Genomic DNA, 14,026 nt, shown 5'->3' on the forward strand with positions numbered 1-14,026 from the left:
ATCGGACGATGACTGCAGATACCCGTCCGTACGTCGAGCCCGAGCAGCCGGAGCCTGCCGTTCCATTGCTCGGCGGAGACGTGACGGAGGGGCTCGTCCGGGTGGGCGATACCGTGCGGCGCCCTGTGAGCGACGCTTCGCCGCGAGTCCGCCGCCTCCTGGATTTCCTGCAATCGACCGGATTCCACGGGGCGCCCCGCTTCCTGGGCATCGACGAAAGCGGCAGGGACACCCTGGGTTTCGTGCCCGGTGACACCGCCGGCCGCCCCTGGCCCGGTTGGGTCGCCGACGAATCGAGCGCCGTCAGCGTCGCGCGCTTGGTGCGGGCCTACGATGACGCCGTGCAGCCGCTTGGGGTACCGGACTGGGCACGCGCGGGCGACGCTGCCGATCCCCAGGGGTGTCCGAGCTCGATTGCGGGACCTGCGACATTCCTCGCCCACATGGACATCACTCCGGAGAATGTCGTCTTCCGGAACGGTACCGCCGTCGCGCTGATCGACTTCGATTTGGTGCGCCCCGCGACCCGGGCGGAAGAAGTCGCGAACTTGCTCCTCTGGTGGGGCGCCTGGATGCCCATCAGCGACCGCGATCCCGTGATGCGCGAGGTCGACGCCGCCTCCCGGGCCGCCGTGCTGGTGGACGCCTATGGCCTAGGTCCGGCTGATCGAGCCAAGGTTGTTGGCGTCGCCCGGAACGCCGCCGAGCGCTCCTGGCATTTGATGCGGCGGAGGGCGCTCACCCAGGGCGGCGGGTGGAAGCGGATGTGGGATGAAGGCGTCGGTGACAAGATTCTTCGCCGCCAAGCGTGGCTGGCCGAAAATGCCGCAGTTCTCCACGCCGCAATAAGGTGATTGCCCCTTAGGCTTCGTCGAGGTGGCGCAGGAGAAAGGGGAAGGTCGCACGCATCGTCCGGAGATCGCCGTCGCTGGCTGCTTGCTCCCCAAGGTAGTCCCCGTGGTTTCCCGGCACGATCATCAAGCGGCTCCCCGGGATCGCCCGGACCATTTGCACTCCGTGCTCGGGCTTGATCACGTCACGGTCGGCGAGCAACACGAGGGTCGAAGCGGTGATGGAGCCCAATTGTTCCTCGGACCATCCGGGAAACGTGAGCATTCGCTGGCTGTCCAGGACAAAGAGTTTCTCAAGGTGTTGAGGGTCCGGATTGAGCTTGCGGTCGGCGTCCCGGTAGACCTCGGGCATGTCTGCGGCAGTCGCGTTTTGCAGTCCATCCCAGAATCCATCCACCATGGCGTCGCGTGCGGCCATGGACGAAGCGATGATCAACCTTCGTACGAGCGCAGGATGTTCCATGGCCAATGCGAGCGCGGTGTGCCCGCCGGCGCTGAAGCCGAGCACATCCGCCAACGGCACATCCAACTGACGAAGGACCGCCGCGACGTCTGCGGCTGAGTTTTCGGCAGTAAGGGGACGATCGATCGGCGCCGTGTGGCCATGGCCTTCTTCTTCGACGGCAATGACTTGCCGCGTCTCGACCAGCAGCGGAATGAGCTCCCGGAAGTTCGACTCGATCGTGGACCCGCCGCCATGGATCAATAGCAAGGGCGTGCGGTCCGGCCGACGTTGGCCATGAACCTCGTAATACATCTGCAGGGAGCCGTTGTGTGCATAGCCATGCTCAAAGTCCACGCCCCCACCCTAACCGCCGGCTGTGGCTATTTGGCAAGAGCGTGGGGGCTCAATAAGCCTCAATATTTCGATTAATGAGAATGAGTATTGATAGCATCAAGATTCATTCTCATTCCTACCCGAAAGTTCCCCATGCACCCTGCCCTCCTGGTTCAAGACTTGAGGGTGTCCCTCCGCGGACGCGCCTTGATCGACGGAGTCAGCTTCGCTATCGACCCGGGTCAAAGACTGGCTCTTCTCGGAGCCTCGGGTTCAGGCAAGTCCCTGACCGCGGCTGCCCTCCTGGGACAGCTTCCAGCGGCGATGAGTGCTTCCGGGCGGTTGCGGATCAATGGAGTGGAGGTGGCGTTGTCCAATCGGCAACGCCAGCGCGTCGGGATCACCGCAATCCATCAAGACCCGATGTCAGCGCTAAATCCCTTGGTGCGCCTGGGCAAACAGTTGGAGATCCCGCTGCGGCAGGCCGGCCTTTCCGGCTCGATGGCACGGCAACGGGCACTTGAGCTGCTCGCGTCGGTGGGAATAGGGGAAGCCGAGCGGACCATGGAAAGTTTCAGCGGCGAATTGTCGGGCGGTCAGCTGCAACGGGTCTGCGTCGCACTCGCCCTTGCCTGCCCCAGCTCCGTCCTGGTGGCGGATGAACCCACTACCGCATTGGACATGGTCAGCCAGTCCAAGGTCCTCGATGCCTTGTCCTTGTACTCGGAATCTGCGCATTTCGAATCTGCACATTCCGAATCCGCCGGCGCGATGTTGTTCATTACGCATGACCTCGCCGTGGCTGCGGCCTTCTGCCACAAGGCCGTTGTCCTGAGTTCCGGCCGGATCGTCGAGGAGGGATCGATGCAGTCGCTCGTGGAGCGGCCCAGGCACCCCTACACGAAGCAACTGGTGGAAGCCGCCCATGTCGGCTTCGATTCCCTTCGCCGGGAAGCCACAGCATGAATGCAGTCTTGAGCGCCGAAAACCTTGGTCTTAGCTACCCAGGCAGAGGGCTTCTGAAGCAACGGTCAGCCCCGCCCGCATTGCAGGACGTTTCCCTCAGCATTGCGATGGGAGACAGCATCGGCCTGGTGGGCGGCTCTGGCGCGGGAAAATCGACCCTCCTGCGGATCTTGCTTGCTTTGGAGAAGCCTGACGCCGGAACCGTCACGTTCAACGACGCCCCGGTTGTGCCCGGTCCGGCCCCGTCCTTGAGATGGTACCGCCGGGCGGTGCAATACATCCCGCAGAATCCGGCGGCGAGCCTCGATCCGGGCATGAACGTGGAGCGGCTTCTCTTGGAACCCCTGAGGCAACTGCGCATCGACGGAGACCACCGCAGGATGATCCTGGATGCCCTGCAACGGGTCGATCTCGACCCTGGCATGCTTACGCGCAGGCCCAGGGAACTCTCGGGCGGGCAAAAGCAACGCGTGGCTATTGCCCGCGCCTTGGTTCCCGCGCCGATTTTCCTCCTGGCAGACGAGCCCGTCAGCGGGCTCGATCTTCCCCTCAGGAACACGGTCTTGGCCCTCATTGAACAGCTGGTCCATCGGGACGGGCTTGGGCTCCTGTTTGTCTCGCACGACCTGGCCGCCGTCGCCCGTCTGTGCTCTCAAACCCTGGTCCTCTCGGGGGGACGCATCGTGGAACAAGGATCCACTGCGGCTGTGTACGCGAAACCACAGACCGTGGAAGCCAAGGAGCTCGTCACCGCCGCGGCACTCATTCACCGTTTCCTTCCAGCACCACTCCCGGCACCGCGCCCGTAACGACTCCACCGCGTCTAATCCACCCACACCCACGAAAGAAGGCACCAATCCATGGCGATTCCACGTCCAAAAGCAGTTGCCGCGATACTCCTCTCCTCCGCAATGGCCGCCTCCCTCAGCGCGTGCTTCGCCCAAGGCAACGCGTCACCGGCCAGCAGTGCTGACGCCCGAATCAAGGTAGCCATGTTGCAACCACCCCGTTCAGGACTCACTCCCCTGAGCGACGACGCCTTCAAACTCTCACGCTGGAAAACCACCGAGACACTGGTGGTTCTTGATGCCCTCGGCGATGCCCAGCCATCGCTTTCAACAGCCTGGAAGCAACTTGACGGCAAGAACTGGCGCTTCGAACTCCGTGCCGGCGTGAAATTCCATGACGGGACGCTTCTGACGGCGGAGCAAGTGGCGGCATCGTTGACGGCGGCGGCCAATGCCAAGCCCAAGCCGCGGATCCTCGACGGCGTCCAGCTAAGCGTCCGCACGGACGGCGGGAACGCCGTCGTCATAACCACCCAAACGGACGATCCGCTGGTTCCGCAGCGGCTTTCCAGCCCGCAGCTTTCCATCCTCGCCGCGTCCGCCTACAAGCCCGGCGGCGTCGTGAGTCCCATCAACGCCGGAACGGGCCCCTACGTCCTTGCGTCGGCCGATGGCACCAGCTCGGCAACCCTCAACCGCTTCGCCGACTACTGGGGCGAAAAAGCGGCGAGCAACGGCGTCGACGTCCAATACGTTCCCGACGGGACGGCGCGCGCGGCCGCCCTGAGGACCGGAACCGCCGACGTCGTGGAGGCCATTCCCGTAGGCCAGGTCACCCAGATCAAGGCAGACTTGATTCACGAAGTCCCCATGCCCCGCACCAATACCCTTTACCTGAACACCAAGGCGGGTCCTTTTGCGGATCCCGCTCTCCGGGCAGCGGCACGCACCTCGATCGAACGGGCCACCATTGTTGACCGGGTCTACGAGGGACGCGCGGACATCGCCGAAGGCCTCCTGGGCCCGGCTCTCCCCTGGGCCGCCAAGGAGCGGCAAAACACCTCATATACCGAAACACTGAAGAATCGTGCGGAAGCGGCACCCGCCAGTGGCCGCCGCATCAAACTCGGCACGTTCACTGACCGGGCCGAGCTGCCGGAGGTCGCGGTGCAGCTTGAGCAGCAGCTCGAAGCCGCCGGCTTCATCGTGGAGCAGGAAGTCCGCGAGTACCAGCACATCGAGGCAGACGCCCTGGCCGGCAAGTTCGATGCTTTCATCCTGTCCCGCGCCACGGTCCTCGACTCCGGCGACCCCGTCGCCTACATGTTCAGCGACTTCTCCTGCAAAGGCTCCTTCAACATCTCCCAGTTCTGCGATCCGGAGGTGGAGGCGGCACTGAGCAAGGCCGCCGCCATCCCGGCAGGACCGGAGCGCCGGGCGGCAATTGCCGCCGCCGAAGCACTGATCCTCTCGAAGGATGCGGCCGTGCCGCTGCTGCACGAGCGCGTCATCCAAGGCGAATCGGCCAGGATCCGCGACGTCGAACGTGATCCCCGCGAGCGCGCCCTGATCACCAGCAAGACAGGAATCGCCGGCTGATGCGGGGCCCTGCGTTCATCAAAACTGCGGCTTCCCGAGCCGTCGCGCTCTTTGCCATAGTTGTGCTGATCGGGCTATTGCCGTGGCTTTCGGGACAAAGCCCGGAGTACACCATCCTGCGGGCCCGGTACGCCGACCGGGAAGCGACTGATGAAACGCTGGGCCTGATCCGCGCGGAACTCGGACTCGATCGAGGACCGGTACACATTTTCCTCGACTGGGCCGGAGGCCTTATGCGCGGGGACATGGGAAATTCCTGGATCACCAATACGCCTGTTGGCCCTGGCACCGTTGAAACCCTCGGCGTCTCCGTCACCCTGATGGCGTGCGCGGTGGCCGTTGCAGCGGTGGTGGCCACCGCGTTGTGCGTTCCTTCCGTGATCCGCGGGCTGGCCGGGAACCCCGGGCGGGGTTCCGGCGTCGTGGCGGCGGCCATGACCGCCCTTCCTGAGTTCCTCCTGGCGGCGATGCTCCTTGTGGTCGGTGCCGTGTGGCTGGGCTGGTTTCCGCCCTATGGCTGGCAGGGCATGGACGACGCGGTGTTGCCGGCGCTCTCCCTCGGCCTGCCCGCCGGCGGGCTCATCGGGCGGCTTCTTTCCGACGCCATCAGCCTGGCGTTCGCCGAAAAATGGGTGGCCACGTGGGCGATGGCCGGAGCAGCCCGCGCCCGGCTCGCCGCGGCGGTGCTCCGCCGGGCCCTGCCATCGGTGATGAGCCAGATCGGACTTGTCCTCATTGGCCTTACCGGCGGGGCGGTTGCCGTGGAGAAAGTGTTCGCGATTCCGGGCTTGGGCCGCGCGGTCCTGGGCGCGGCGGGCGCCCAGGACATACCCGCGCTGCAGGCAGGCGTTCTGGCCCTCCTCATGCTGGCGATCGGGGCAGGTTCCCTCGGCGCGGTTGCCCGATACCTTCTCTTGGGAGCGGCGCTGCGCTCGGGGACGGTTCCGGTTCCAGACTCGCCGGGAAGACCACGACGGCGGGATGTCGCCGTTCCGCTCAGTGCAGCGGGGGCCTTGCTGCTCATCGTTGTCGTGGGCTTGTTTCGCGATCCGTTCACCTCGAACCATGCACGGCTTGCCGGCCCGGGCTTCGATCTGCCTTTCGGGGCCGATGCCAGCGGACGGGACCTCCTTGCCCGGGTGGGGCATGGTGCCGTGTCCACGCTGGGAACGGCCTTGCTCGTGGTGCTGGCTTGCCTTGTGATCGGGATCGTCGTCGGGCTCTTCCCGCTCGCGGCCACCGGCCCCCTTGAAGTAGCCAACGCCGCTCCCCCTATCCTGGCCGGCCTGATCGTTGCCGTGATGACCGGGCCCTCGGCCGAAGGCGCGGCGATAGCCGTCGCCTTGGTCAGTTGGGCACCCCTGGCAGCCCACACAGCGGCCTTGGCGCAGGAGGCAAGGGCCCGGCCCCACGTGAAGATCCTTCCGGTCCTGGGCGTAGGACGGGCGCGCATCCTCTGGCGGTATATCCTCCCAGTGGTCCTTGGCCCGGTGTTCAGGCATTCGATGCTCCGGATACCGGGAATCGCGCTCGCCTTGGCTGCCTTGGGGTTCCTGGGCCTCGGCCCCCATCAGCCGTCGCCCGAGTGGGGCCTCATCCTGGCTGAGGGCATCAACTATGTGGAGCGCGCCCCTTGGGCCGTTGCCGCGCCGGCGTCGGCGTTGATCCTCGCCTCGATTCTGGCTGTTTCATTGTCGAGCGTGACGTGGTCGAGGGAACCAGCGAAGGGAAACCCGGCGAGCAGCTCCGATTGACTCATTCGAATATATGTTCGAAAATTGAAGCATGCCTTCTCGCCTGTCTTCCGCTTCGCCGGCCTCGCTGCGCGATGACTTGCAGGCGCGGATCCACCTCATGCAGGGCAAGCGCGGAAGCGAACGCTCGCTCCCCGTGCTCCCCTCACTCAGCAGGCTCCTCCCGGGTGGACTGCGGCCGGGAGCGGCGTACTCCATACAGGGATCCATGTCGCTGGCCATGGCCTTGTTGGCCGGCCCGTCACGCAATGGCTCATGGTGCGGAGTAGCAGGGCTGCCTGACTTCGGGGTCGAGGCGGCAGCGGGTTTCGGCGTTGCGCTTGATCGGCTGGTGCTGGTGCCTGACCCCGGGGCCAGTTGGACGCCGGTGATCGCCGCCATGGCGGACGTGCTCTCGGTGGTGCTTGCGCGTGCTCCGGAAAAAGTCGCACCCGCCGAGGCTGCCCGCTTGGGAGCCAGGCTCCGGGAGCGGAGTGCCGTCCTCCTTGTCCTGGGACCATGGCCGCAGAGTGAAGCTGTCTTGCAAGTGAATGGATATGAGTGGGCGGGGCTCGGACAGGGTAATGGACATCTCGCCAAGCAGGAGCTCGAGCTCGAAGTCGCACTGCGGGGAAGTTCCCGCAGGGCCTCCGTGGATCTTGCGGACAGCGGTCCGGTAGATCTGTCCCGCCATCGGATGGGAGCATGATGCTGTTTCAGCGTGAAACCCCGGTCCGCGCGTTGGTGACATGGTTCCCGGATTGGCCCCTCGTCGCCGCCCGCTTGGCAGATGCCCTCCCGCCTGATGTGCCTGCGGCAGTCATAGGCCAAGGTGTCATAGCTGCTTGCTCCGCGGAAGCCCGGGCAGAGGGAGTGGTCCGGGGCTTGCGGCTGAGGGAAGCACAGACCCGTTGTCCTGAACTGGTGGTATGTGCCGTTGATCCTGTGCGGGATGCGAGGGAATTCGAGCCTGTGGTCTCGTCGCTCGAGGAACGGACTCCTGGAGTGGAAGTGCTTCGCCCCGGCCTATGCGCTATACGGGCCAAGGGTGCTGCCCGGTATTACGGCGGAGAAGAAGCGGCCGCGGGTGCTGTGCTTGAATCGGCCGACCGCCTCGCCGTGGAGGCCCGGGTGGGGATCGCCGATTCCGTGTTCGCCGCCGAGCAAGCAGCCCGGAGCACCAGCGAACTCTCTGCTGTTCTTGTGCTCCCGCCGGGTTCTTCCCGGGATTTCCTTGCTCCATTTCCGGTGGAAGTACTAGGCCAGCCGAAGCTGGCTTCCTTGCTCAAACGCCTTGGCATCCTCACTTTGGGGAATTTCGCCGATCTTCCCGCTGCAGATGTCCGGGCACGTTTCGGGGCTGCCGGAATCATTGCGCACGCCCTGGCAAGCGGCCAGGATCCCCGCAAAGTGATCCCCCGGACTCCCCCGCGGAAACTGGATCAACGGGCGGAATTCGAACCCGGCCTGGACCGGGTTGACCAACTCGCCTTCCAGCTCCGCGCCACGGCAGATGCTTTCGTCGCCGGAGTGCAGACGGAGGGCTTGGTCTGCACGGAGCTGAGGGTTCTCATCACTGACGAAGCAGGGAGCCGCTCCGAGCGGACGTGGGGCCATCCCCGCCATTTCACGGCCAGCGACGTCGTGGACAGGGTGCGTTGGCAGCTTCAGTCACAGCCCCCTGCCCACACCAGCAATAAAGCAGTCAACGGTGGAATGAGCGACGGCGGAATGGCCCGCGGCGGGCTGTCGTCACCGGTCACGCGGGTCGAGTTCGTCCCCATCCGGGTGGACTCCATCGCCCATCATGGGCGGGCGCTCTTTGGAGACGGAGCCGAGGAGCAGATTCATCATGGACTCAGCCGGATCCAAAGCATGCTGGGGCATGAGGCCGTAGTAGTGCCCGCGATCTCCGGAGGCCGGCTGCTGGCCGAGCGTCGTCGTTTGGTTCCTTGGGGAGATGCCTTGCCCGCGGGAGCAGCCGACTTGGCCTCCAGACCCTGGCCCGGCAGGATTCCAGACCCGCAGCCCGCCACGGTGTTCGCTTCCCTCATCCCTGTCCTGTTGCTTGATGCGGACAAGGAAAAAGTCCGCACGGACCATCGTGGCGGATTGCTTGCCCCGCCAACGTGGTTCTGTCCCACCGGAGACCCTGCACGACGACGGTTGGTGATTCAGTGGGCAGGACCCTGGCCGCTGAAACAGCGGTGGTGGGACTCCTCCCATCGCCTTGAAGCGGACCGCTTCCAGCTTGTGGACGGAAACGGAGAGGCGTGGCTCCTTCTCCTGGACGAGCAGAACTGGTGGGCAGAGGCCCGCTACGACTGAATAGCCAGAGTCGAACACCGAACTTTTAGGCAGGAGTTAAAGATGGCTTGGAACAACCCGTCAATCCCGTGGTCGGAGTTCGAACGCACGCTTTCAGACCGGCGCGTGCCGGAGATCGGCAAGGCCAAGGGAGACGGCGGTGACAGCCCCGCATGGTCAAGGAAACGCGGACCTTACCGTCCGGTCCCCCTCGATCCCGCAAGGGTCGTGTCCAGGGCGGGTGCCGCCGTCGTGCCTTATGCCGAACTACACGCGCATTCGCACTACAGCTTCCTGGACGGCGCCTCATCACCCGAAAAACTTGTTGAGGAGGCCGTCCGGCTGGGCCTCCATGCCCTAGCGCTGACCGACCACGACGGCTTCTACGGGATCGTGCGAATGGCCGAGGCCGCCGAAGCCTACGAGCTGAAGACCGTGTTCGGCGCTGAGCTGTCGCTCGGACTCAGCAAACCCCAGCAAGGGGAAGCCGACCCCGAAGGTGACCATTTGCTCGTCCTCGCACGCCAGGAAGAGGGCTACCACCGCTTGGCAGGGGCGATGACGTCCGCACATCTGGCGGCCGATGCCGAGAAGGGCCACCCCATCTACGACCTCGACGAGCTGGGGCATTCCCTGAGGGACCACTGCTTGGTGCTGACCGGATGCCGCAAAGGCTCCGTCCGGAGGGCCCTCATGAGCGCCGGCGAGCAAGCCGCTGCCTTTGAAGTGGAGGCCTTGATCGAGAGATTCGGGCGGGAAAACGTGGCGGTCGAACTCTTCGATCACGGGAATCCCCTCGACAGCAGCCACAACGACGCCCTGGTCCGTATTGCCGAGGGCGCAGGCATCCCTTTCATCGCCAGCAACGCCGTACATTATGCGTCCCCGGAGGGATACCCGCTGGCAACGGCCATGGCGGCTGTCCGGGCACGCCGCAGCCTGGAGGAACTGGACGGTTGGCTGCCGGCAAGCAGCGGCGCCCATTTGCGGAGCGGTTCCGAGATGGCAGCGCGGTTCGCCCGCTACCCTGGCGCGGTCGAACGGACTGTCGAGATCGCTGAGGAGCTTGCGTTCCAGTTACGGGCCGCCCGCCCGAAGCTCCCCAAGCTCGATGTTCCTGCAGGGCACAGCCTTATCACTTGGCTGCGGCAACTGGTTGAAGAAGGCATCAGGGACAAATACCCGGACGCCGACGAACGGGTCCGTAGCCGGATCGAGCAGGAACTCGCAGTGATCGAGGCGAAGGACTTCCCCGGTTATTTCCTGATTGTGCACGACATCGTCCAGTTTGCCCGTTCCCGCGGCATCCTCTGCCAAGGCAGGGGTTCCGCGGCGAACTCGGCCGTCTGCTACGCGCTGGGGATCACCGCCGTCGACAGTATTTTCTACAACCTTCCGTTTGAACGTTTCCTCTCCAGCCTCCGCGAGGAAGAACCGGACATCGACGTCGATTTCGACTCGGACCGGCGGGAAGAAGTCATCCAATACGTCTACGGCAAGTACGGACGGTTCAACGCGGCCCAAGTAGCGAATGTCATCAGTTACAGGCCGAAGAACGCCGTCAGGGACATAGCCAAGGCTCTCGGCTACAGCCAGGGCCAGCAGGACGCCTGGTCCAAGCGGCTCGATCACTGGGGCGATCTCAGTGAAGGAAAGACCAACAACATCCCGGCCCCGGTCCTGGACCTTGCTGATCAGATACTGGGCTTCCCGCGGCACCTGGGCATCCACTCCGGCGGCATGGTCCTCACCGAGCGGCCTGTCGGCGAGGTGGTACCCATCGAGCGTGCCCGGATGGAAAACCGCACGGTCCTGCAATGGGACAAGGACGATTGCGAATGGATGGGCCTGGTCAAATTCGACCTCCTCGGCCTCGGAATGCTCGCCGCCCTGCAGTACTCCTTTGATTTGATCGACAAGCATTTCGGGGAGCGTTGGACAATCGAGACCATTCCGCGGGAAGAACCGGCTGTCTACGACATGCTCTGCCGGGCCGACTCGATCGGGGTGTTCCAAGTGGAATCACGGGCCCAGATCAGCACGCTGCCGCGGCTGAAACCGCGGGAATTCTACGATCTGGTGGTCGAAATCGCGCTGATCCGCCCAGGTCCCGTCCAAGGCGGCGCTGTCCACCCGTACATCCGGCGCCGTGCGGGCACGGAAAAAATCACGTATCTTCATCCATTGCTGGAGCCAGTGCTTAAGCGGACCTTGGGTGTGCCCTTGTTCCAGGAGCAGCTGATGCAGATGGCAGTTGCCGTGGGCGGGTGCACTGCCGAGGATGCGGACCTGCTCCGCCGCGCGATGGGCTCCAAACGGGGCCGGGAGAAGATCGAGTCGCTCGAGGCCAAGCTCTATGCGGGGATGGCGGCCAACGGGATCAGCAAGGACGACGCCGATGCCATCTACGCCAAGATCCAAGCCTTTGCGAACTTCGGTTTCGCGGAATCCCACTCCTTGAGCTTCGCGGTGCTGGTCTATGCAAGCTCGTGGCTGAAGCTGCACTATCCTGGCGCATTCCTCGCGTCCCTGCTTCGGGCACAACCCATGGGCTTCTACTCCCCGCAAACCCTCGTGGCGGATGCCCGCAGGCACGGGGTCCAGGTGTTGCGCCCGGATGTACTGCATTCCCTTGCAGAGGCGACCCTCGAAGCGCTCGACGAGGTTACAAGGGCCGAAGCGGGCCAAGTGGGCGGCATGGATTCCTGCTTGGACTTCCACCAGCCGGAGATCGGCCTCTTCCAGCAGGATCGACCACGCGAGGACCACCTGCACCGGCGGGATGGCTCACGCGCGGTGCGGTTGGGGCTCGACGGCGTCACGTCCATCGGGACCGAGGTGGCGAAGCGGATCGTCGCCGAGCGTGAGGAGCATGGCGCCTACCGGGACATGGCGGATCTGTCCCGCCGCGCGAATCTCAGCGCGGACCAGCTGGAGGCACTCGCTTCAGCCGGCGCACTCGATTCGCTGGGGATGAACCGCCGCGAAGCACTGTGGCAGGCCGGCGATGCCGCGCTCGAGCGGGAAGGACAATTGCCCGGGACCCACGTCGCGGTTCAGCCGCCGCTGCTGCCCGAGCTCTCGCCCCTGGAAAATGTTGCCTACGACATGTGGGCCACGGGCATCAGCACCGATGACCACCCGATGCGCCATGCCCGCGCAGCCCTGGATTCCAGAGGGGTGTTGCGGGTAGACCGACTCTCCCAGGTCGAGTCCGGCAGGCGTGTTGAGGTGGCCGGCGTCGTGACCCACCGCCAACGCCCCCAGACTGCGCAAGGGATCACCTTCATCAATCTGGAGGACGAGAGCGGCATCCTCAATGTCATCTGCAGCGTCGGCCTCTGGAAGAGGCATCGCCGTGTAGCCCGGGAGTCATCCGCACTGATCGTCCGGGGTTTCCTTGAACGATCGCCGGAAGGAGTCACCAATCTCGTGGCAGACAAGCTGGAACCCTTGGTCCTGACCGTGAAGTCCAACTCCCGCGATTTCAGGTAGTCAGGAGTACCGCACGAGCCAGTTCCCGGTCGTGTTCATCCGGGAGCGGTACGTGTTGACCTTTGCTCAGGACCGTGATGCCGGAATCCGTGACGTTGTAGCCGCGCCGTCGGTCCAGGTCCGGATCCAGGCCGATGGTTGCGCCGGCTGGAACCCTGATGTTCTTGTCCAGGATGGCCCGCTTGACCACCGCCCCTTCGCCGATGGTGACGTTGTCCAGCAGCACCGAGTCGATAACGCGAGCACCACTGGAAATGAACGCATCGTTGGAAAGCACCGAATTTTCCACGAGACCGCCCGATACGATGACGCCGTTGGAAACAATTGAGTCCTGGGCCGTGCCGACGGTACCGCCTTCCCCGCGAACCATCTTGGCCGGAGGCGATGCGCTTTGCCGTGTGTAGATGGGCCAATCGGAGTTGTAGAGATTGAACACCGGTTCCGGCGAGATCAAGTCGAGGTGTGCCTCGAAGTATGAGTCGATAGTGCCGACATCACGCCAATAGTTGCGGTCACGGTCTGTGGACCCGGGGACATCGTTGTTTGAAAAGTCATAGGCGAACGCTTCGCCGCGGGAGACGAAATAGGGGATGATGTCACCGCCCATGTCGTGCTTCGTGTCTTGCCGCGTAGCGTCGTGCTCAAGTGCCGCCACCAAGGCATCGGCGTCGAAAACGTAGTTCCCCATCGATGCCAGGAACTGGGAAGGGTCTGCAGGAAGTCCACGCGTCGAAGCCGGCTTTTCCACAAATGCTGCGATCCTCTTGGCCGTGCCGTCGCTCGCACTACCGGAACTAGCCGCCTGCTCTACTTCGATCACGCCGAACTGGTCGGCCATGGCCAGAGGTTGACGCACGCCCGCTACAGTGGCCTTTGCACCGGAGCTGATATGGCTGCGCACCATGTGCTCGAAATCCATCCGGTAGACGTGGTCAGCACCAACTACTACGACGATGTCAGGACGGGCGTCCTCGATGAGGTTGAGCGACTGGTAGATCGCATTGGCGCTGCCGAGGAACCAGCTTTTGCTGACGCGCTGTTGAGCTGGCACCGACGCTACATAGTTGCCCAATTGTGCGGACATCCGCCACGTTTCTGAAATGTGCCGGTCCAGGCTGTGGGACTTGTACTGGGTCAGGACCACAATCTGCCAATAGCCCGAATTGGTTAGATTGGACAGGGCGAAGTCGATCAGCCGGTAACTCCCTGCGAACGGGACCGCTGGTTTGGCCCGATCTCCGGTAAGCGGCATGAGTCGTTTTCCCTCACCGCCGGCCAGCACAATCGCCAAGACTTTCTTCGAAGCCATCGTCACTCCCTTGTGTTTGATGTTGGCTTTGGATCTGCCACCGCGCGTTGCGATGAAGCTCGGGGTGGAACGCGCCCCCGCTGCCCGATCCGGCCGCGGGGGCGCGCACTGTCAGGCGTTGGCGATCAGACCCAGTTCGGCCTTCGAGGCCAGGGAGGGGTGCTTCGGGAAGACCCGGACGGTGTAGCCGAAGGATCCGG

10 protein-coding genes and 1 pseudogene are annotated in these 14,026 nt (G+C 64.3%); 8 read left to right on the forward strand and 3 right to left on the reverse strand.

All coding sequences use genetic code 11. The annotated features are described in order from the left end of the window. Positions 1 to 8: 8 nt before the first annotated feature. Entirely contained in the window at positions 9 to 854 is an 846-nt protein-coding gene (locus QRN52_RS20555; RefSeq protein WP_284755427.1) for a phosphotransferase, read from the forward strand. A 7-nt stretch (positions 855 to 861) separates the two neighbouring features. Here the strand turns inward: QRN52_RS20555 and QRN52_RS20560 are convergent, their stop codons facing one another. Continuing rightward, entirely contained in the window at positions 862 to 1,650 is a 789-nt protein-coding gene (locus tag QRN52_RS20560) for an alpha/beta fold hydrolase (protein ID WP_284755428.1), read from the reverse strand. A gap of 132 nt (positions 1,651 to 1,782) precedes the next feature. Here QRN52_RS20560 and QRN52_RS20565 point away from each other — a divergent pair, with 132 nt between their 5' ends. The 7 genes from QRN52_RS20565 to QRN52_RS20595 are packed head-to-tail and all read left to right on the forward strand — an operon-like array spanning position 1,783 to position 12,517. Next, positions 1,783 to 2,595, forward strand: a complete 813-nt coding sequence (locus tag QRN52_RS20565; protein WP_284755429.1) for an ATP-binding cassette domain-containing protein — start codon at positions 1,783 to 1,785, stop codon at positions 2,593 to 2,595. Further along, the gene (locus QRN52_RS20570; RefSeq protein ID WP_284755431.1) at positions 2,592 to 3,404 is read left to right on the forward strand and encodes an ABC transporter ATP-binding protein; all 813 of its coding nucleotides are present in this window, start codon (positions 2,592 to 2,594) and stop codon (positions 3,402 to 3,404) included. The genes QRN52_RS20565 and QRN52_RS20570 overlap by 4 nt, the downstream gene beginning before the upstream one ends. Before the next feature lie 51 nt (positions 3,405 to 3,455). Next, positions 3,456 to 4,982, forward strand: coding sequence for an ABC transporter substrate-binding protein (locus QRN52_RS20575; protein ID WP_284755433.1), 1,527 nt, complete (start codon positions 3,456 to 3,458; stop codon positions 4,980 to 4,982). Further along, on the forward strand, positions 4,982 to 6,736 hold the full coding sequence (locus QRN52_RS20580; RefSeq protein WP_284755435.1) for an ABC transporter permease subunit: 1,755 nt from the start codon (positions 4,982 to 4,984) through the stop codon (positions 6,734 to 6,736). The genes QRN52_RS20575 and QRN52_RS20580 overlap by 1 nt, the downstream gene beginning before the upstream one ends. Before the next feature lie 31 nt (positions 6,737 to 6,767). Then, positions 6,768 to 7,424, forward strand: coding sequence for a DnaE2-dependent mutagenesis accessory factor ImuA' (gene imuA' / locus QRN52_RS20585; protein WP_284755437.1), 657 nt, complete (start codon positions 6,768 to 6,770; stop codon positions 7,422 to 7,424). Next, complete coding sequence (locus tag QRN52_RS20590) at positions 7,421 to 9,043, forward strand: DNA polymerase Y family protein (protein ID WP_284755439.1); 1,623 nt, start codon at positions 7,421 to 7,423, stop codon at positions 9,041 to 9,043. Before imuA' ends, QRN52_RS20590 begins: the two co-directional genes overlap by 4 nt. A gap of 42 nt (positions 9,044 to 9,085) precedes the next feature. After that, positions 9,086 to 12,517 carry an error-prone DNA polymerase gene (locus QRN52_RS20595; RefSeq protein WP_284755441.1) on the forward strand — a complete coding sequence of 1,144 codons (3,432 nt, stop codon included), beginning with the start codon at positions 9,086 to 9,088 and terminating at the stop codon, positions 12,515 to 12,517. Here the strand turns inward: QRN52_RS20595 and glgC are convergent. After that, positions 12,513 to 13,832: pseudogene (gene glgC / locus QRN52_RS20600) on the reverse strand (glucose-1-phosphate adenylyltransferase); the annotation flags it as partial. The gene QRN52_RS20595 and the pseudogene glgC sit on opposite strands and share 5 nt — an antisense overlap. Before the next feature lie 105 nt (positions 13,833 to 13,937). After that, a partial coding sequence (locus QRN52_RS24035; protein WP_502869740.1) for a hypothetical protein occupies positions 13,938 to 14,026 on the reverse strand: 89 nt, incomplete at its 5' end.

Source organism: Arthrobacter sp. efr-133-R2A-120, from assembly GCF_030209835.1.
GTDB lineage: Bacteria > Actinomycetota > Actinomycetes > Actinomycetales > Micrococcaceae > Arthrobacter.

Bases quoted from the DNA above. Each gene is read 5' to 3' on its own strand.
- QRN52_RS20555 (WP_284755427.1), top strand. From the start codon at position 9: ATGACTGCAGATACCCGTCCGTACGTCGAGCCCGAGCAGCCGGAGCCT.
- QRN52_RS20565 (WP_284755429.1), top strand. From the start codon at position 1,783: ATGCACCCTGCCCTCCTGGTTCAAGACTTGAGGGTGTCCCTCCGCGGA.
- QRN52_RS20570 (WP_284755431.1), top strand. From the start codon at position 2,592: ATGAATGCAGTCTTGAGCGCCGAAAACCTTGGTCTTAGCTACCCAGGC.
- QRN52_RS20575 (WP_284755433.1), top strand. From the start codon at position 3,456: ATGGCGATTCCACGTCCAAAAGCAGTTGCCGCGATACTCCTCTCCTCC.
- QRN52_RS20580 (WP_284755435.1), top strand. From the start codon at position 4,982: ATGCGGGGCCCTGCGTTCATCAAAACTGCGGCTTCCCGAGCCGTCGCG.
- imuA' (WP_284755437.1), top strand. From the start codon at position 6,768: ATGCCTTCTCGCCTGTCTTCCGCTTCGCCGGCCTCGCTGCGCGATGAC.
- QRN52_RS20590 (WP_284755439.1), top strand. From the start codon at position 7,421: ATGATGCTGTTTCAGCGTGAAACCCCGGTCCGCGCGTTGGTGACATGG.
- QRN52_RS20595 (WP_284755441.1), top strand. From the start codon at position 9,086: ATGGCTTGGAACAACCCGTCAATCCCGTGGTCGGAGTTCGAACGCACG.